At 75.1% G+C, this 16633-nt stretch carries 16 protein-coding genes; 8 read left to right on the forward strand and 8 right to left on the reverse strand.

The window, feature by feature from the left end; all coding sequences use genetic code 11:
* Positions 1-76: 76 nt before the first annotated feature.
* A complete protein-coding gene (locus ACZ4VK_RS06705; RefSeq protein ID WP_468349219.1) occupies positions 77-538 on the forward strand; it encodes an STAS domain-containing protein in 462 nt (153 codons plus the stop codon).
* On the opposite strand, the gene ACZ4VK_RS06710 is transcribed toward ACZ4VK_RS06705, so the two are convergent.
* Together ACZ4VK_RS06710 and ACZ4VK_RS06715 are read right to left on the reverse strand one after the other, a co-directional pair.
* Complete coding sequence (locus tag ACZ4VK_RS06710; protein ID WP_468349221.1) at positions 478-1269, reverse strand: response regulator; 792 nt, start codon at positions 1267-1269, stop codon at positions 478-480. The genes ACZ4VK_RS06705 and ACZ4VK_RS06710 overlap by 61 nt on opposite strands.
* On the reverse strand, positions 1266-2591 hold the full coding sequence (locus tag ACZ4VK_RS06715) for a sensor histidine kinase (protein ID WP_468349223.1): 1326 nt from the start codon (positions 2589-2591) through the stop codon (positions 1266-1268). The genes ACZ4VK_RS06710 and ACZ4VK_RS06715 overlap by 4 nt, the downstream gene beginning before the upstream one ends.
* Positions 2592-2816: 225 nt before the next feature.
* Between ACZ4VK_RS06715 and ACZ4VK_RS06720 the strand changes: the two genes are divergently transcribed.
* The 3 genes from ACZ4VK_RS06720 to ACZ4VK_RS06730 all read left to right on the forward strand — a co-directional run bounded on the left by ACZ4VK_RS06720 (position 2817) and on the right by ACZ4VK_RS06730 (position 6562).
* On the forward strand, positions 2817-3512 hold the full coding sequence (locus ACZ4VK_RS06720) for an ABC transporter ATP-binding protein (protein ID WP_468349225.1): 696 nt from the start codon (positions 2817-2819) through the stop codon (positions 3510-3512).
* Positions 3509-5983 carry an ABC transporter permease gene (locus ACZ4VK_RS06725; protein ID WP_468349226.1) on the forward strand — a complete coding sequence of 825 codons (2475 nt, stop codon included), beginning with the start codon at positions 3509-3511 and terminating at the stop codon, positions 5981-5983. Before ACZ4VK_RS06720 ends, ACZ4VK_RS06725 begins: the two co-directional genes overlap by 4 nt.
* A gap of 63 nt (positions 5984-6046) precedes the next feature.
* Positions 6047-6562 carry a PadR family transcriptional regulator gene (locus tag ACZ4VK_RS06730; RefSeq protein WP_468349228.1) on the forward strand — a complete coding sequence of 172 codons (516 nt, stop codon included), beginning with the start codon at positions 6047-6049 and terminating at the stop codon, positions 6560-6562.
* Between the two features lie 38 nt (positions 6563-6600).
* On the opposite strand, the gene ACZ4VK_RS06735 is transcribed toward ACZ4VK_RS06730, so the two are convergent.
* Together ACZ4VK_RS06735 and ACZ4VK_RS06740 are read right to left on the reverse strand one after the other, a co-directional pair.
* Positions 6601-7074 carry an anthrone oxygenase family protein gene (locus ACZ4VK_RS06735; protein WP_468349230.1) on the reverse strand — a complete coding sequence of 158 codons (474 nt, stop codon included), beginning with the start codon at positions 7072-7074 and terminating at the stop codon, positions 6601-6603.
* A complete protein-coding gene (locus ACZ4VK_RS06740; RefSeq protein ID WP_468349232.1) occupies positions 7071-7478 on the reverse strand; it encodes a nuclear transport factor 2 family protein in 408 nt (135 codons plus the stop codon). Before ACZ4VK_RS06740 ends, ACZ4VK_RS06735 begins: the two co-directional genes overlap by 4 nt.
* An 87-nt stretch (positions 7479-7565) precedes the next feature.
* Between ACZ4VK_RS06740 and ACZ4VK_RS06745 the strand changes: the two genes are divergently transcribed.
* Both ACZ4VK_RS06745 and ACZ4VK_RS06750 read left to right on the forward strand, forming a co-directional pair.
* The gene (locus ACZ4VK_RS06745; protein ID WP_468349234.1) at positions 7566-8207 is read left to right on the forward strand and encodes a TetR/AcrR family transcriptional regulator; all 642 of its coding nucleotides are present in this window, start codon (positions 7566-7568) and stop codon (positions 8205-8207) included.
* Between the two features lie 143 nt (positions 8208-8350).
* On the forward strand, positions 8351-8947 hold the full coding sequence (locus tag ACZ4VK_RS06750) for an isochorismatase family protein (protein ID WP_468349236.1): 597 nt from the start codon (positions 8351-8353) through the stop codon (positions 8945-8947).
* Between the two features lie 28 nt (positions 8948-8975).
* On the opposite strand, the gene ACZ4VK_RS06755 is transcribed toward ACZ4VK_RS06750, so the two are convergent.
* Complete coding sequence (locus tag ACZ4VK_RS06755) at positions 8976-10010, reverse strand: PucR family transcriptional regulator (RefSeq protein ID WP_468349238.1); 1035 nt, start codon at positions 10008-10010, stop codon at positions 8976-8978.
* Between the two features lie 118 nt (positions 10011-10128).
* On the opposite strand from ACZ4VK_RS06755, the gene ACZ4VK_RS06760 reads away from it, so the two are divergent.
* Positions 10129-11025: an alpha/beta hydrolase gene (locus tag ACZ4VK_RS06760; RefSeq protein ID WP_468349240.1), complete on the forward strand. Its 897-nt coding sequence runs from the start codon at positions 10129-10131 to the stop codon at positions 11023-11025.
* A 76-nt stretch (positions 11026-11101) separates the two neighbouring features.
* On the forward strand, positions 11102-12370 hold the full coding sequence (locus ACZ4VK_RS06765; RefSeq protein ID WP_468349242.1) for a serine hydrolase domain-containing protein: 1269 nt from the start codon (positions 11102-11104) through the stop codon (positions 12368-12370).
* A 10-nt stretch (positions 12371-12380) separates the two neighbouring features.
* Here ACZ4VK_RS06765 and ACZ4VK_RS06770 read toward each other — a convergent pair whose 3' ends face one another.
* From ACZ4VK_RS06770 to ACZ4VK_RS06780, 3 genes are all read right to left on the reverse strand, one after another.
* On the reverse strand, positions 12381-13514 hold the full coding sequence (locus tag ACZ4VK_RS06770; protein WP_468349244.1) for an ABC transporter substrate-binding protein: 1134 nt from the start codon (positions 13512-13514) through the stop codon (positions 12381-12383).
* Positions 13515-13691: 177 nt separating this feature from the next.
* On the reverse strand, positions 13692-14960 hold the full coding sequence (locus ACZ4VK_RS06775; RefSeq protein ID WP_468349246.1) for a cytochrome P450: 1269 nt from the start codon (positions 14958-14960) through the stop codon (positions 13692-13694).
* Between the two features lie 20 nt (positions 14961-14980).
* Positions 14981-16630, reverse strand: a complete 1650-nt coding sequence (locus tag ACZ4VK_RS06780; protein WP_468349248.1) for an FAD-dependent monooxygenase — start codon at positions 16628-16630, stop codon at positions 14981-14983.
* Between the last annotated feature and the right edge of the window lie 3 nt (positions 16631-16633).

A 16633-nucleotide genomic window follows, 5' to 3' on the forward strand; every position in this document is an offset into this window, starting at 1 on the left:
CGAGGCGAAACGTCCCTCCCGGCAGCGGGACGGCCACGCTCGAAGCGACACATGGAGCCGCCCTGTGGAGCGTCCGATGCAGCTGATCCCCCGTCATGACCCGTATCTCGTCGTCGACTCGGCCGGTGGTCTCACCGTCGCGGCCCTCCGGGGCGAGCTCGACCTCGTCCTCGTACGGCACCTGCGGCCCGAGCTCGACGCCCTCGTCCGGGAGTCCGACGACCTGACCGTCGACATCCGGCGCCTCACCTTCTGCGACGCCACCGGGCTCGGACTCCTCGCGCACTGCGCCGGGCGCGCACAACAGCGCGGTGCGCGCTGGAGGCTCCTCTGCGACCAGACCTGGATCCTCCGTCTCATCCGCCTGACCGCCCTCGGAGACCTCCTGAGACCGGAGCCCGGCCCGGCGGACGGGCTCGTGCCCCGGCCGGACGGGGCGGGCGAGCCGCGGCTCGGTTCGGCGGACGTGTTCCTGCGTCAGGCCGGGCCGGCGGACCCCCGCCGCTCCGATCCCGGCGTGATCAGACCCGTCTCATAGGCGGCGATCACGGCCTGGGCCCGGTCGCGCAGCCGGAGCTTCGACAGGATGCGGGCGACATGCGTCTTCACCGTCGCCTCGCTCAACCGGAAACGCGCGGCCAGCTCGGCGTTGCTGTGGCCGCGTGCCAGGGCTTCGAGGACCTCCAGCTCGCGCGGCGTCAGGGTGGCCAGCTCCCGGTGCGGAGCCGCCGGGCGCCCGTCGGCCGCGGCGAAGCGCTCCACCAGGCGGCGGGTGATCGCCGGGGCGAGCAGCGCGTCTCCGGAGCGCACGAGCCGGACCGCGGCCGTCAGATGCTCCGGGGTCACGTCCTTGAGCAGGAAGCCGCTCGCGCCCGCGTCGAGCGCCGCGTACACGTACCGGTCGAGGTCGTAGGTGGTGAGGACGACGATCCTGGGCGGCGCCGGGCCGTCCGCGAGGATGCGGCGCGTGGCCTCGAGGCCGTCGGTGCCCGGCATCCGGATGTCCATCAGGACGACGTCCGGCCGGGTCCGCCGCACGGCGGCCACCGCCGCCTCGCCGTCGGCGGCCTCCGCGACCACCTCGATGCCGTCGGCGGCCAGGATCATCCGGAAACCGGTACGCACCAGGGCCTGGTCGTCGACGATCACGACACGCGGCGCGCCGGACGTGCCGGAGGTGCCGGGTGTGCCGGGCGTGCCGGAAGGGCCGGGTGTGCCGGGCACGTTGCTCACGTCGCCCGCGTCGGTCGCCTCGCCCGCGTCGGTCATGGAGCCTCCCACGGAATCACCGCCAGGACCCGGAATCCGCCGTCCGGGCGCCTGCCCGCCCGCAGCGTACCGCCGTAGACCGCGAGCCGTTCCCGCAGGCCGAGCAGGCCGTGGCCGCCGCCGGCTTCGGCCGGACGCCGCTCGGGACCGCCCGTGTCGGACACCTCCACCGACAGCCGCTCCGGCCCGTACTCCACGGTGACCGACACCCGCGCGCCCGCCGCGTGCTTCACCACGTTCGTCAGGGCCTCCTGCACCACCCGGTACGCGGCGAGGTCCATCCCGGCAGGCAGCGCGACCGGAACGCCCCGAACCGCCACGTCCACCGGCACCCCCGAGGAACGCACCCGGTCCGTCAGCTCGGTCAGCCGGTCAAGGCCCGGCTGCGGGGCGAGATCCACGTCGGTCGCCGGATCGGGACCGTCCGCCGCCATCGTGAGCAGCCCCATCACGTGCCGCAGCTCCGACAGCGCCGTCCGACCCGCCGCCTCCACGGCGAGCATCGCCTCCCGGGCCAGGTCGGGGGAGGTGGCGAGGACCGTGCGCGCCGCCCCCGCCTGGATCGTCATCATGCTCACGTTGTGGGTGACCACGTCGTGCAGTTCGCGGGCGATCCGGGCCCGCTCCGCGTCGACCGCCCTGCGCAGCTCGGCCTCCCGGTCCGCCCGCAGGTCCCGCTCCCGCTGGCGCCACAGATGGACACCGTGCGAGGCGAGGGCGATCGGCAGCAGCACGAGCAGCGGCACCAGGCCGCTGTCCACGTCCGGGACCAGCGGGAAGACGGCGTACAGCACGACCCCGGCGACCAGCGAGAGGGCCACGGCGACCCGGTGCGGGCTGTACATCGCCGCGCTGTACGCCGCGACGAGCCCCGACGCGAAGGTGACCGTCGTGGCGTCGGCGGCGACGTCCCCCAGATGAAGCAGCACCGCCGCGACCGTCACCACCCAGTAGACGGCCAGCGGGAAGCGGCGCCGCAGCGCCAGCGGCAGCGCCGTCAGCAGGGCGGCCGCCATCTCCGGGGCGTCCACCGGCGGCAGCAGGTGCTCCACCGCGGGCACGGATTGCGGACCGCCCGGATGTCCCGGCAGATCCGGAGGGGGAGGAGGCGTGGGGAGCTGCCCGGACACCGGCGTCTTGCTCCCGATCAGGTCCGGCCGCAGTTCGACGTACGAGCGGTTCTGGTTCCCGACCACCGTGGCGACCGCGAGCGACACGGCGAGCAGCCCGTCGGCCGCCCACGCCCAGCGCGACAGCGGAGGCGGCGCGCCGATCGCCCGCGACCCGCGCACCCAGTTCCTGAACTCCTCGTACCCGCTCACCGGCGCAGTGTGTCAAAGCGGGCGGTCCCGGCGGATCGCCCCCGAGGACCAGGGGCCCGTCCCCCGGGCGTACATCGCACGGATGACCCGCCCGCGCCTCCGCCGCACACGGTACGGATCCTCGCCACCCCGGCCGACGCGCCCCCGGCCGGTCCGCTCCTAGCGTCGGCGACGGCCCGGACCAGCCGGCCCCGGCCCGCACGACGCCACAGCCCTGGAGGGCCCATGACCGCACCCGAGCCACTGATCGACCTCACCGGGGTCGGCAGGACGTACGATGACGGGCCGGCCGCGCTCGTGGACATGAACCTGCGGGTCGCGCCCGGAGAGGCACTGGCCGTGCTCGGCCCCTCCGGCAGCGGCAAGTCGACCCTCCTCAACCTCCTCGCCGGCCTCGACCGCCCCAGCACAGGCCGGGTGACCGTGGACGGGCAACGCGTCGACCGGCTGAGCGAGACCGCGTCCGCGACCTACCGGCGCAGCCGGATCGGCATGGTCTTCCAGTTCTTCAACCTCCTCGACGACCTCACCGTCACCGACAACGTCCTGCTCCCCGCCCAGCTCGCCGGGATGCCGCGCGGCCGGGCGGCGGCACGGGCCGCCGAACTCCTCGACCGGCTCGGCGTCGCCCGCCACGCGCGCGCGTACCCCGGCCGTCTCTCCGGGGGCGAGCGGCAGCGCGTCGCCGTCGCCCGCGCCCTGATGAACCGTCCGCCGCTGCTCCTCGCCGACGAGCCGACGGGAGCGCTGGACACGGCGTCCGGCGCGGACGTCCGTGATCTGCTCCGCGAACTCAACACCGACGGGCAGACGATCGTCCTCGTCACCCATGACCTGTCCCTCGCCGAGGCCTGCGCGACGCGGACGATCGAACTCGTCGACGGCCGTGTCGTCCGTGACGTCGCGGCGGTGACCCGATGAGGGAGTCCGGGGGCGGCGAGGCCGTCATGGCCGGCGGGAACGGTGGCGGGCGGTCGGCGTCGCGTGGCGGGCCCGCCGAAGGGCCGGGCGGCAGACGGTTCGCCTCGCGTGGCGGGCCGTTCGGCCGGGTCGTGCGGGCCGGTGTCGGCCGGCGCCGTACGCAGACCGCCGTGCTGGTCCTGACGACACTGCTCTCCGTCGCCTCCGCCGTCCTGGCCGTCGGGCTCCTCGTCGCCTCGGGCGCCCCCTTCGACCGGGCCTTCGCCCGGCAGCACGGCGCTCATCTGACCGTGCGGTTCGGCGGTGCGGGGCTCACCCCCGAGCGGCTCGCCGCCACCGCGGAGCTGCCCGGAGTGTCCGCGGCCTCCGGCCCGTTCGCCGTCACCTCCCTGCGCCTGCGCGCGGACACGGCGGCCCCGCCCGGCTTCGAGGCGCCGCCCCTGACGATCGTCGGCCGGGCTTCGGCCGCCGGGCCCGTGGACGCGGTGACGCTGGTGGAGGGACGCTGGGCCACCGCCCCCGGCGAGATCGTCCTGGAGCGGGGATCGGAGCCGCCGAGCGCGGGCCCCGGGGTCCGGCTGACCGCCGCGGGCGTCTCCCTCACCGTGGTCGGCGTCGCGGAGTCGGCCGGTGAGAGTGCCGACGCCTGGGTCGTCCCCGCGCAGCTCACGACGCTCGCGACCGGGCGGACCCCCGAGTTCCAGATGCTCTACCGGCTCGACCCCGCCGACACGCGCGCCGAGATGACGGCGGCCCGGCGGGCGATCACCGCCGCCGCTCCCGCCGGGACCGTCACCGGCGCCCGCTCGTACCTCGACGTACGGGAGACCGCGCGCGAGACCACGGCGGCCTTCGTGCCCTTCGTCACCGCCTTCGCCCTCCTCGGACTCGCCATGTCCGTCCTGGTCATCGGCATCGTGGTGAGCGGCGCCGTGGGCGCGGCGACCCGCCGCATCGGCATCCTCAAGTCCCTGGGCTTCACGCCTTTCCAGGTCGGACGCGCGTACGTGGCCCAGGCGTTGATCCCGGGCGTCGTGGGAGCGGCCCTCGGCGTCGCCGTCGGCAACGTGCTCGCCGTGCCCCTCATGGTGGAGGTGGCCGAGGTGTACGGGACGTCGGCGCTCCTGATCCCCCTCTGGGTGGACATCGCCGTCCCCGCCGGCGCCCTCGCCCTGGTCGCCGTCACCGCCTTCGGACCCGCCCTCCGCGCGGCCCGGCTGCCGACCGCCACGGTCCTGCGCCTCGGCCCGGCGGCCGGCGGCGGCCGGGGGCGCCGGATCCTCGGCCTGCTCGGGCGGCTGCCGCTGCCCCGGCCGGTCACCCTGGGTCTTGCCGCGCCCTTCGCCCGCCCGGCGCGCGCGGCGAGCACGGCCGCCGCGGTGACCTTCGGGGCGCTCGCCGTGACCTTCGCGGTGGGGCTCGGCAGCACGCTCGTCGCCGTCAGGACGGACGGGGAGCCGGACCGGGGCGGTGACGTCACGGTCCACACCGTGGCCAGGCCCGACGGTTCGCCGGGCGGACAGGGGACGCCGCCCCTGCCCGGGAAACCGGCCGATCCGGCCGCCGTGGCGGCGGCGATCGCCGCGCTCCCGGAGACCGCCTCCGTGTACCGGACCGCCCGTACCCAGCTGGAGGTCGCCGGACTCAAGGGCGGCGCGCCACTGGTCGCGTACGAGGGGGACACCACCGGCAGTCCCCACACGATGGTCTCGGGGCGCTGGTTCCGGGCCACCGGGGAGGCCGTCGCGGCGTCCCGGTTCCTCCGCACCACGGGCGTCCGCGTGGGGGACACGGTCACGCTCTCCGAAGCGGGGCGCACGGTCCGGGTGCGGATCGTCGGCGAGATCTTCGACCTGGGGGACGACGGCATGGCCCTGCGCACGGGAACGGCGTCCGTCGCCTCGCTGCGAGCCCGTTACCTGCCGGCGGATTTCGCCGTCACGGTGACGCCCGGCACGGACCCGGCGCGTTACGCCCAGCGGCTCGACACCGCGGTGTCCCCGCTCGGGGCCGAGGCCGGGGTCACCGAGACCGGCAGGTCGAGCGTCATCCGGGCGATGCAGGCCCTGATCGCCATGCTCACGCTGATGCTGGTCGTCGTCGCCTGTCTGGGTGTCCTCAACACGGTGGTCCTCGACACCCGCGACCGGGTCCGTGACCTGGGCGTGTACAAGGCCCTGGGGATGACCCCGCGTCAGACGGTCGCCCAGGTCCTCACCTCGGTCGGGGCCGTGGGCCTGGTGGCGGGCGCGCTCGGCGTGCCGCTCGGCGTGGCCCTCCACCGCGCGGTGATGCCGGCGATGGGCCGCGCGGCCGGCACCACGATCCCGCCTGCCGACATCGACGTGTACGGCACGCCCCTCCTCGTGCTCCTCGCGACCGCCGGCGTGGTGATCGCGACGGCGGGCGCGCTGCTCCCGGCGGGCTGGGCGGCCCGCACCGCCACGGCACGGGCGCTCCGGGCGGAGTAGCGTCGCGGGGCCGGGCGTCCTGCCCGGGCCGCCGGTCCGACCCGTCGCGGTACCGTCGCCCGCATGGCTGAAGTCCGGTTGACCACACCCTCCTTCCTCGTGCTCGGCCTCATCGACAAGCTGGGCGAGGCCAGCCCGTACGACGTGAAGGTGGAGGCCGCGCGGACCGTGGCGCCGTTCTGGTCCATGCCGCACGCGCAGGTGTACGCCCAGTGCGACCGGCTCCTGGAGGCGGGGCTGCTCTCGGTGGTCAGACAGGCCGGCGGCCGGAACCGGCGTCTGATGAGGCTCACGGGGGAGGGCGCGGCCGCGCTGCGGGACTGGCTCGCCGACCCCGCGTTCGTACCGGTCGAGGCCCGCGAACGGGGCATCCTGAAACTGTGGTTCGGGGCGAGCCCGCGCGTCCACTCCCCGGTTCAGGTCGAGGAGCACCTGCGGACCCTGGGGGAGTACGAGGAACTCGCCGAGGAGGTGGGCGAGTCGCTGACGCGCGGTCAGCGCGAGGCGCTGGAGTTCGGCATCCGCTACGAGCGGATGATGGTCGACTTCTGGAAGTGGGTCGAGAGCCGCGCGTCCTGAACGTGCCGGCGGCCGGTCGACGGGCGCCCCCTCCTGGTTCAGGCGGGGTCGTCCCGGCGCAGGGCGAGGAGGATCAGCAGGGCGAAGGCGGCGAACGCGGTCGCCGTGCGGGCCTGGTTGAACGCCTCCCAGCGGGCCAGGATCTCGGCGTGGTCGGCGGGGGCCGAGGTGACCGCCCACTCCTTGATGCGGCCGTTGATGGGGACGTTGCCGAGGCGGGTGATCAGGAAGGAGGCGACGGCGAGGAGCCCCGCGCCGCCGGCCAGCCACCGGGAGGTCCCGCGGGTCACGGCGGCGAGGGCGAGGGCGCTGAGCGCCGACGCGGCCATGGCGCCCTGCATGGTGATGCCGTTCATCCGCATCAGCCGGCTGTGGAAGGACAGCCTCATCTCGAGCGGTACGGCGTCGAAGGTGGGGACGAGGTTGGCCGCCCCGTAGCCGAAGGCGCCGGCGAGGGCGCCGGTGGACAACAGGGCCAGGCCCAGGAGGAGTCGTACGCGCCCGCGGTTCACCGCTCGTCCTCCGCTTCGGCGGTGACGGGCCGGGTGAGCTGCTCTGCCCGCCGCATCCGGCCGTCGGGGGTGAACTCGGCGAACATGTGCACCCGGGTGGAGAGCCGCCCGCCCTTGCGCATCCCGGCGTGGATCGTGAAGCGGGCCGCGATCCGGTCGCCGTCCGCGTACGCCTCGTGCATCTCGCACCGGAACGTCCGCACGTTCTTCCGTACGGGCCGGAGGTGGGCGAGGAGGCGGTCCCGGTCGATGACCACACCGTCGGCGACCTGTACGACATCGGGGGTGAAGTACCGGGACATCACGTCGGAGGGGTCTTCCGAGCCGTGCACCACGGCTTCGGTGAAGGTGGTGAAGAAGTCGGAGACGAACTGCCCGGGGGGTTTCGTGTGAAGGGGGTTCACCGTGCTCCTGCCAAGAGGGGAGACCGTATATCTCTTACAGGCCTGTAAGGTATAGCGAGGGGGCTATTTCTGACAAGGGTGTAAGAGTTGACTGCTTTCGAGACCCCGGGCGAGCCGTCCCCCGCGCGGCCCCGCCGTCGCGCCGACGCCGAGCGCAGCAGGGCCGCGGTGCTCGACGCGGCGGTACGGCTGCTCGCCGGGACGCCCGACGCGGGAATGGCCGCGATCGCCACCGCGGCCGGCGTGACCCGCCAGACCGTCTACGCGCACTTCGGCAGCCGCGACGCGCTCCTCGACGCCGTCGCCGACCGGATCACGGACCAGGCCATGGCCGCGATGGACGAGGCCGAGGAGGACGGCGGCACCGCGCTTGACTCCCTGCTGCGGCTCCAGGACATCGGCTGGCGCCTCTTCGCGCGCAACCCCGTGCTCCTCCAGGGAGGGAGCGCCCGCCCCGGGGCCCGCCCCGGCTCCGGCCCCTCCGCCGACCAGGTCCGGCACGAGCCCGTCGCGGCCCGGCTCACCCGGCTGATCGAACAGGGCCAGGCGACGGGCGAGTTCGACCCCGCGCCCCCCGCCCACTGGCTGGTGGCCGCAGTCATCGCCCTCGGCCACGCGGCGGGCGAGGAGGTCGGGGCGGGCCGCCTGTCGGTACGGGAGGCGGCGACATGGCTACGGGCGGCCACGCTCGCCCTCCTGGGCGTCGGAAGCCGCGACACGGCGCACTGAGCGTGCCCGGGCAGACCGGGAGGCCCCGCGCCTGGCCCGCGCACTGAGCGTGCCCGGGCCGGCGGGTCGCCCGCCGGCCCGCACCCGCACCCCTCCGGTGAAATCCCGTGGCGGCAGGGGCGCGTGGGCGTGATGATGACGGGATGGACCAGCATGCCGGGGCCGCCCCGCGCCCGCAGCCCGTGGACGCCCTCATCGTCGTGGACGTGCAGTCGGCCTTCGTCACCGGTGCCGGCGCCGTGCCCGGGGCCGCCCGGCTCGTCGACCGTACGACCGACCTGATCGCCCGGGCCCGGCGGGACGGGGCGCTCGTCGTCCACCTCCAGAACGACGGACCGCCCGGCGCCGAGGACGAACCCCACACGCCCGGCTGGGAACTTCACCACCCCGTCGAGCCGGGACCCGCGGAAGTCGTCATCCGCAAGCCCCGCGACGACGGCTTCCGGGACACCCCGCTCGGCGACGTGCTCACTGGCGCGGGGGTGCGGGCGGTCGCCGTCTGCGGCGTGATGTCGGAGATGTGCGTCCAGGCGACGGCCCGTACGGCGCTGGACCGCGGCTACCGCGTCGTCGTGCCGCACGACGCCCACGCGACCCAGGACGTCCCGGCCGTGCCCGGGATCAGCGAGGCGATACCCGCGGCGACGGTCTCCCGCGTCGCGGCGTACGCCCTCGGCAGCGACGCGGAGACCACCGTGCCGGCCGCCGACGTCACGTTCACGGCCCCGTCCGGGCGCTGACGCCTCCGCGTGCCCGCGTGGATCCTCCTCAGCCGTCGAGCAGTCGCCACGCGGTGAGGGCGAGCCTGACCCGTGTCAGCCCGGTGGGCCCGGTGAGGTCGACGTCCAGGGCCTTCGCGATCTGTTCGAGCCGGCGGGCGACGCTGCTGTGGTGCAGATGGAGGAGGTCGGCGGCCCGGCGGAGCGAGCCGGTGGCGCAGTAGGTGTCCAGCGTCTCCATGTCCTCCGGGTTGCCCGCGATCCGGGCGATGGCGGCCACGTCGGCGTTGGCGCGTACGGCGTCCTGGGGTATCTCGGCCAGGAGCGCGAGCGCGCCCAGGTCGGTGGAGCGGATGACGGGCTCGCGCCGGGTGGTGAAGCGGAGCGCGGTACGGGCCTGTCGCCAGGACACGTCAGGGCTCTCGGCGGCGCCGATGCCCGCGCGGACGCCGGCCGGAAACCGGGCCGGGGCCAGGGCGGCGGCCAGGATGACGCCCACGTCGGCGAGCGGCGCCGCCTTCACCGGACGGCCCGGGCAGACCAGTGCGCCGATACGGTCGAGCGGGAGCCGCGAACGCACGGCGACGACATGGATCGGCAGGTCGGCGGCGAAACCCAGGAGGCGTAGGGCCCGCGCTCTGGCTGCCTCGTCGCTGCCGGAGCTGATGGCCAGTTCGACGAGAGCGGGGTCGGCCATGGTCGTGCGGGCCGGACCGTACCGCTCGACGGCCGCCGCCGCGGCGATGGCCAGCCGGTCGAGGAGGACGTCGTCGAGGGGGCCCGGTGGGCCGGAGCGTTCGAGCCACACCATGCCGATCTCCTCCTCGTCGAGGACGATCGGCGCCGTGGTGGACGCGGGTGACTCCGGGACGGACGCCTCCGTGCCTTCGGGCGAGAAGCGGGTCGCGCGCCCATTGTTGTGGAGCCGTATCCCGGTGACGCATTCGGCGAGCGCCGCCGAGGCGCGGGCGAGCGCCGGAAGGTCCACTCGCCGGCGCATCAGCGTGTCGTAGAACGCGATGATGCGCATCGCACCGTCGACGTACGGATCCAGTCCCGACAGCCGTACGGCCAGTGCCTCCATGGCAGAAGGATAGAAGGACGGGCGGTCGGACAGGGCGCGCCGATCGGCGCGTGATCGGGGCGGGCCGCGCGACGGATGGCGGATGACCCCTCGGCGGACGGCCGTGAGGATGGTCGTCATGGATCCCGAACTCGAAGCCTTCATCCCGTTCTTCCCGCACATCGACATGAACGACCCGGTCGCCGGCCGCGAGGAGTTCGCCGCACGTGCCGCGGCGGCGCCGGCGCCGGACACCTCGGCCATGGAGGTCGAGGACCGCACGGTGCCCGGCGAGCCGGACGTGGCGGTCCGGGTCTACCGCCCCCTGCGGGCACGAGGCGCCGTCGTCTGGCTGCACGGCGGCGGCGGGGTCTTCGGCGACCTCGACACCGAGCATCCGTGGGCCGCCCGGATCGCGGACATGTCCGGGGCCGTGGTGGTCTCGGTGGCCTACCGCCTGGCACCCGAGCACCCGTTCCCGGCCGCCCAGGACGACGCCTACGCCGCACTCTCCTGGACCGCCGCCCACGCGGACGAACTCGGCGTCGACCCGGCGCGGATCGCGATCGGAGGGCACAGCGCGGGCGCCGGGATCGCCGCCGCCGTGACACTGCGGGCGCGGGACGAGCAGGGGCCGGCGATCTGCTTCCAGCTGCTCAACCAACCGGGTCTCGACGACCGGCAGGACACGTGGTCGGCGCGGAACTTCACCGACACGCCCTGGTTCGACCGCGACAAGCTCACCGCGGCGTGGCGGCACTGTCTGGGCTCACGGGCCGCCACCCCGTACACCGCCCCCGCCCGGGCCGCCGACCTGTCCGGCCTGCCGCCGGCGCACATCGCCACCGCGGAGTTCTGCCCGAACCGCGACGAGGGCATCGAGTACGCGCTGCGCCTGATGCGGTCGGGCGTCTCCGTCGAACTCCACCAGTGGCCCGGCACCTTCCACGGCTCGCAGGCCATCCTCTCCGCCGACGTGTCGCAGCGGCAGAACGCCGAGCTCGGCGCCGCCCTGCGCCGCGCTCTCGCCGCATGAGCCACGGAACCCGTGGACACCGCACGGCGCCGGGAGAGTCCCCGTCGCCCTCATCGACCGTGAAAGGACGGACATCATGAAGATCCGACTGGCAGTGTGCGCGAGCGTGGCCGCGCTGAGTGTGGCTGCGGGCGCGGCGGCCGCTCCCGTGCCCGAAGGGACCAGGACCGTGCCGGCCGGCAGCACGAGCCCCTCCAACGGCTTCGGCACCGCGGGGCTGCACCGCGCTGTCGACGGGGTGCACCGCGCCGGGATACCGGGGGTGTTCGCCGAGGTGCGGGACGCCGGCCGGACATGGCGCGGCGCCTCCGGGGTCGCCGACGTCGGGACCGGCCGTCCCGTCACGCCCGACATGAGGCAGCGCGTCGGAAGCGTCACCAAGACCTTCACCGCCGTCGCGGTCATGCGGCAGGTCGAGCGGGGCCGGATCCGGCTCGACGCGCCCATCGGCGGCTACCTTCCCGAGCTGGTGCCGGGGGAGCGCGGCAGGAGGATCACGGTCCGGATGCTGCTCAACAACACCAGTGGCCTTCCCGACTACATCCCCTACGCGTTCCCTTCCCTGCGGCACGACTCGCCCGAGAGCCTCGACGCCAACCGGTTCAGGCGGTTCAGCCCGGACGAGCTGATCGGGATGGGGCTCGCGGCGCCTCCCGCGAGCGAGCCCGGAGCGCCCGTCGGCGTGTACTCCAACACCAACTGGCTGCTTCTCGGCCGGCTTCTGGAGCGGGTGACCGGCACCACCGCCGAGCAGTCCATCACCAGCGACGTCATCCGGCGCGCCGGCCTACGGCACACCGAGTTCCCGGCCGGCCCACGGATCAACGGGCCGCACTCCCGCATGTACGAGTCCCTGTACGGCCTGATCGACCCGCCGCGCGACTACAGCGTCTACGACATGTCCTGGACGGGGACGGGGGCCGCTCTCGTGTCGACCATGGAGGACCTCAACCGCTTCTACGGCAAACTGCTCGGCGGCGAGATCGTCAGCCGGTCGTCGCTCGCTCAGATGCAGCGCACCGTCCCGGTCCGCGCCCTGGACGGATCGATGATCGAGTACGGCCTCGGCCTGCACAAGGTCACCGTCCCGGACTGCGGCACCTTCTGGGGCCACGACGGCACGGTCTGGGGTGCGGGAACGATCTCTCTGACCAGGGCCGACGGCGGACGTCAGATGTCCGTCGCGGTCAATCTCCAGAGGTGGAACGAGCGGGACGCATCGGGGCAGCCACAGCCCCACCCCATCGACGACGCGCTGGACACCCTGTACGGGCAGGCGATGTGCGGCGACGGAGACGCCCGGGCCGGGAACGCCTCGCGGGCCGCGGGGCCCGTCGTCCCCTAGCCGGGGGACCCTAGGGGGTGTCTCGCCGATCAGGCGAGTGGTGGAGGATCCGGAAGCGACCGGGTTCCGCCGGGTCCCGGTCGACGACCTGGACCGGGGCCCAGGCCCACTGCCACACGCCGGTGCCCGGCGGACGGGAGAACCGGATCGGGCCGCGGGTGCCCTCGACCGCCACGCTCGGCCATGCCGCGGCGACGGCCGCCCGGTCCGTGCCGTGGGAACGCAGCACCTCGGCGAGGACGGTGACGGTGTCCCAGCCCTCGAAGGCGACGAAGGACGGCTCTTCGCCCAGCCGCTCGCGAAGCTCCTTCCCGACGCGCTCGCCGAGCGGACCGAGGCGCTCGGGCAGATAGCGCAGGAACGGGATCCCCGCGCCGTCCTCGCCGAGCTCCGCCGCCCACCCGGGGAACTCCGGCTGTCCCGCAGGAGCGCCGATGAGGATCCCCGCCAGCCGCCGATCGCCCCGGACGGCCCTGACGAGGGGGACCGCCGGCTCCGGATGGCCGACCAGGAGGAGGAGCGCCGTCACGCCGTGGCCGACGAGCGCGTCGCACAGGGCCTCGGGGGTGAGCGCGCTCGCGTCGAGCTCGACGACGGTGCCGCCGCGGGCGGCGAGATGGTCCCGCAGGACACGGGTCCCGGACGCCCAGTAGACGCTCGGCTGGGTCACCACGGCGACCCGGTGCCGGCCGGCGCCGAGGAGGAAGTCCCCGTAGATCCGCCAGCCGTGGGACTGCGCCGGGGCGATGCGCGCGACCCACTCCGCCGGCTTGTCGGTGAGCGCGTCGAGGACCGCGGACGAGCAGAGGAACGGCACGCCGAGGGCGTCCGCCCGGGCGGCGGCGGCCCGGGCGACGACGCTGTGGTACTCACCGGCCACCGCGGCCACGCCCAGGCCGGCGAGTTCCTCCACGGCCGCCCCGGCCCGCTCGGGGTCGGCCGCGGTGTCCCTGACAAGGAGCTCCAGGGGCCTGCCGTCGATCCCACCCGCGCCGTTGACCTCGCTCACGGCCAGGTCGAGTCCGGCGAGCAGATGCCGGCCCGCCTCGACCCAGCCGGGCCGCGTCAGCGGGACGAGAGCGCCCAGGAGGACGGGTGAACTGTCCGTGTGCCGCGCTCCGGACGGCGATGGTGACGTGCTCATCGGGTGGTGTCTCCCCCTGGGTCGATGCGGTCGCGGCCCGGCCGGATCGCGCACCGGCCGGGGCCGGCGGTTCGTGTGCGTCACGGCAGGCCCGACGGGCGCGCGCGGGTGGTGGCCGTGCCCGTCATTGGAGCCACCGCCCTGGGCGGGCGCAACCGATTTTCGTCACGGCGTCACTCAGCACGACACCGTCAGCCGCGACGGCCCGTGGAACACCCAGTCCGGGGCGTACTCCACCTCGACCATCGGGCGCGCGCCCGCGCGGAGTGCCGGGAGTTCGTCGAGGAGGAGCCCGAGCCCGATCTCGGCCTCCGCGCGCGCCAGTGCCGCGCCCACGCAGTAGTGGATGCCCAGACCGAAGGCGCAGTGCCGGCCGCTGTCCCGGTGGATGTCGAGCGTGTCGGGGTCGGGGAAGCGCGCCGGGTCCCGGTGGGCCGATCCGAGGACCAACTGGACGCGGTCGCCCCTGCGTACGGTCCTGCCGCCGAGCTCGGCATCCCGGTGCGCCCACCGCGTGACCATCTGGACCGGAGGGTCGTACCGGAGGAACTCGTCCACAGCGCCAGGCAACAGACCCGGGTCCGCCCGCAGTTCCGCCGCCACCTCCGGACGGGCGAGCAGCGCGAGCACCGCCTTGCCGAGCAGCCCCGTCGTGGTCTCGTGTCCTGCGGTCAGCAGATGGACGCACGTCGCCGTCAGGGCGGTCGTCCCCAGGGACGGGTCCTCGGCTCCGGCCGTGGCGAGCGCGGAGAGCAGGTCGCCCCGGTCCTCCGTACGCCGTGCCGCCAGCTCCCGGCCGAAGTAGGCCTCGAGCTCCGCCGCCGCCCGGTCGGCCCGTTCGAGCGCGGCCGGTGACCGGTCGAGCCGTGCCCCTCCCGCCTGCTGGAGGGCGAGCGCCTCCGCCCGGAACCAGGGCCAATGCCCGGCGTCCACCCCGAGCAGCCCCGCGACGACGAGCAGCGGGAACGGCGCGGCGAAACCCTCGACCAGCTCCACCACGGGCCGCCGCGCGAGCGGTCGTACGAGTTCCTCGGCGATCTCCCGTACGCGCGGACGCAGCGCCCGTACGGCGGGTGCGCCCAGGGGCGGGGCCACGCGCGCGCGAAGCCGGGTGTGCCGGGGCGGGTCGAGGAAGACGAGCCAGTTCTCGACGGTCCGACGGAGCGCCGCGTACCCCACGGGGACGGGTGTCGCACCCGCCGCCGAGGGGGACGCCCGCCCGAAGCCCCGGTCGGTGAGAACCCGGCTCACCTCCGCGTGGCCGAAGAGATACCAGGTCGTGGGCGCCGTGCGGCCCCCGGCGGTCGGCGGGCGCACCGCGTGCACCGGGTCGGTCTCGCGGTAGCGCCGGTACACGGGGTACGGGTCGGCCAGATCGAGCCGCGCCGGGTCGAAGGCCTCGGGCACGCCCGCCGGCGCCCCGCCCCCGCCCATCCCCCCGCCCATCCCCCCGCCCATCCCTCCGCTCACGTCCCCGCCCCCCGCACCAGATCCGCCACCTGGCCCGGGTCCGACGGCGGGGTCGTGCCGCGCCAGGCCACATGGCCGTCCGGGCGGACCAGGACGAACGGCCGCTCGTACCGCAGGGCCACCTCCTTCTCGTCGAGGCGCACCGCCCGCAGCGGGACCCCGCGGTCGCGGAAGGCGCGGACGAGACCGTCCGGGGTGTCGGGTCCTCGGTGGAGCAGGACGAACTCCGGGCCGAACAGGTCGAGCGTCGACCGGCCGGGCCCCAGCCAGACGTGGGGCGCCCGGGCGCCGGGCAGGGCCGTTCGGTTCCACCAGGGCTCGCGGCCACCCGGCGGTCCCGGCTCCGGGCGTGGGGCCTCCGTCTTCTCGTCCGCGACGACCGGTGACACGTAACGATGGGCGAAGTGCGCCTCGGGCAGGTCGAATTCGCGCCGTGGGTCGGAGGCCGCGATCTCCCGGGCGAGGGCGGCCCGCGCCCGTTCCCCCTCGGCCGTCTCGTCGCGCAGCGCGGCGGAGAGGCGCCGGTCGAGGGTCCGCCGCAGATTGCGGTGGCTCTCCTCCAGGCTGCCGAGGGCCACCGGCCGCCGTTCGCTCTCGTAGCTGTCGAGCAGGCCGGGCCCGGCCCAACCCGCGAGCTCGGCCGCCAGTTTCCATCCCAGGTCGGCGGCGTCGCCGACGCCCGTCGCGAGGCCGAAACCGCCCGAGGGCGACAGCGTGTGCGCCGCGTCCCCGGCGAGCAGGACCCGCCCGGCGCGGTACCGGGAGGCGACGCGGTGGGTCAGGTGCCAGGTGGCGTCCGACACCACCTCCACCGGTACGTCCACGGCGAGGGCCCGCCGTACGGCCTTCACCGCGTCGGCGGGTCCTGCGGGACACGTCAGCCGGTACAGGTCCCGGCCGTCGATCGCCCGCAAGGGGTAGCGCAGGCCGCCCGGTTCGGTCACGAAGTGGACGAGGGCGGCGCGCGGGCCGAGGACCGCACCGAGCCCCGGAGCCCGGAACAGGATGTTGCGCAGGACGCGGGTCCGGTGCCGCTCGGGCGAGTCGATCCCGCACGCCTTGCGCACCGGCGACGAGGCCCCGTCGCAGCCCACCAGGTACCGGGCGTGTACCGCGGTCCGTACCCCCGCCGCGTCCACGAGCACGGCCCTTACCCGGTCGGTGAGCCGCGAAAGGCCGAGCAGCCGTGTGCCGAGCCGCAGCGGCCCCGCCGGGTGGACACCGACCCGCGCGGTGAGCAGCGGCGCGAGCCAGTGCTGCGGACAGATCGCCTCGGGTTCCGGCGTGTACGCGGGCAGGGGCCGCTCACCGGCCGTGCCGAACCGCAGCCGGTGCAGCTCGTGGCCGCCGACGGCGGTCACCCACGCGATGTCCAGGGTGTGGTCGGGCGGCCAGCCCGCGCCCCTGATCGCGTCCGCGACGCCCCAGCGCCGGAACGCCTCCATCGCCCGGGGCCCGACGGTCGAGACCTTGGGGTGGGCCGTCCGCCCGTCCCCGGCCTCCGCGAGGACGAGGTCCACACCCCTCCCGCCGAGGTCGAGTGCGAGCGCGAGCCCGACGGGCCCGCCGCCCACGATCAGGACGTCGGTCTCCTCGGTCCGGTCGCACCGCCCGGCCGCCGCACCCGTCAGTCGACTGTCCGTCATGGC

This window comes from Streptomyces sp. NPDC028711, from assembly GCF_055565415.1.

What these genes read in the sequence shown, in the direction of transcription:
- ACZ4VK_RS06705 (WP_468349219.1), top strand. Translation starts at nt 77, where the DNA reads ATGCAGCTGATCCCCCGTCATGACCCGTATCTCGTCGTCGACTCGGCC.
- ACZ4VK_RS06710 (WP_468349221.1), bottom strand. Translation starts at nt 1,269, where the DNA reads ATGACCGACGCGGGCGAGGCGACCGACGCGGGCGACGTGAGCAACGTG.
- ACZ4VK_RS06720 (WP_468349225.1), top strand. Translation starts at nt 2,817, where the DNA reads ATGACCGCACCCGAGCCACTGATCGACCTCACCGGGGTCGGCAGGACG.
- ACZ4VK_RS06725 (WP_468349226.1), top strand. Translation starts at nt 3,509, where the DNA reads ATGAGGGAGTCCGGGGGCGGCGAGGCCGTCATGGCCGGCGGGAACGGT.
- ACZ4VK_RS06730 (WP_468349228.1), top strand. Translation starts at nt 6,047, where the DNA reads ATGGCTGAAGTCCGGTTGACCACACCCTCCTTCCTCGTGCTCGGCCTC.
- ACZ4VK_RS06750 (WP_468349236.1), top strand. Translation starts at nt 8,351, where the DNA reads ATGGACCAGCATGCCGGGGCCGCCCCGCGCCCGCAGCCCGTGGACGCC.
- ACZ4VK_RS06755 (WP_468349238.1), bottom strand. Translation starts at nt 10,010, where the DNA reads ATGGAGGCACTGGCCGTACGGCTGTCGGGACTGGATCCGTACGTCGAC.
- ACZ4VK_RS06760 (WP_468349240.1), top strand. Translation starts at nt 10,129, where the DNA reads ATGGATCCCGAACTCGAAGCCTTCATCCCGTTCTTCCCGCACATCGAC.
- ACZ4VK_RS06765 (WP_468349242.1), top strand. Translation starts at nt 11,102, where the DNA reads ATGAAGATCCGACTGGCAGTGTGCGCGAGCGTGGCCGCGCTGAGTGTG.
- ACZ4VK_RS06770 (WP_468349244.1), bottom strand. Translation starts at nt 13,514, where the DNA reads ATGAGCACGTCACCATCGCCGTCCGGAGCGCGGCACACGGACAGTTCA.
- ACZ4VK_RS06775 (WP_468349246.1), bottom strand. Translation starts at nt 14,960, where the DNA reads ATGGGCGGGGGGATGGGCGGGGGCGGGGCGCCGGCGGGCGTGCCCGAG.
- ACZ4VK_RS06780 (WP_468349248.1), bottom strand. Translation starts at nt 16,630, where the DNA reads ATGACGGACAGTCGACTGACGGGTGCGGCGGCCGGGCGGTGCGACCGG.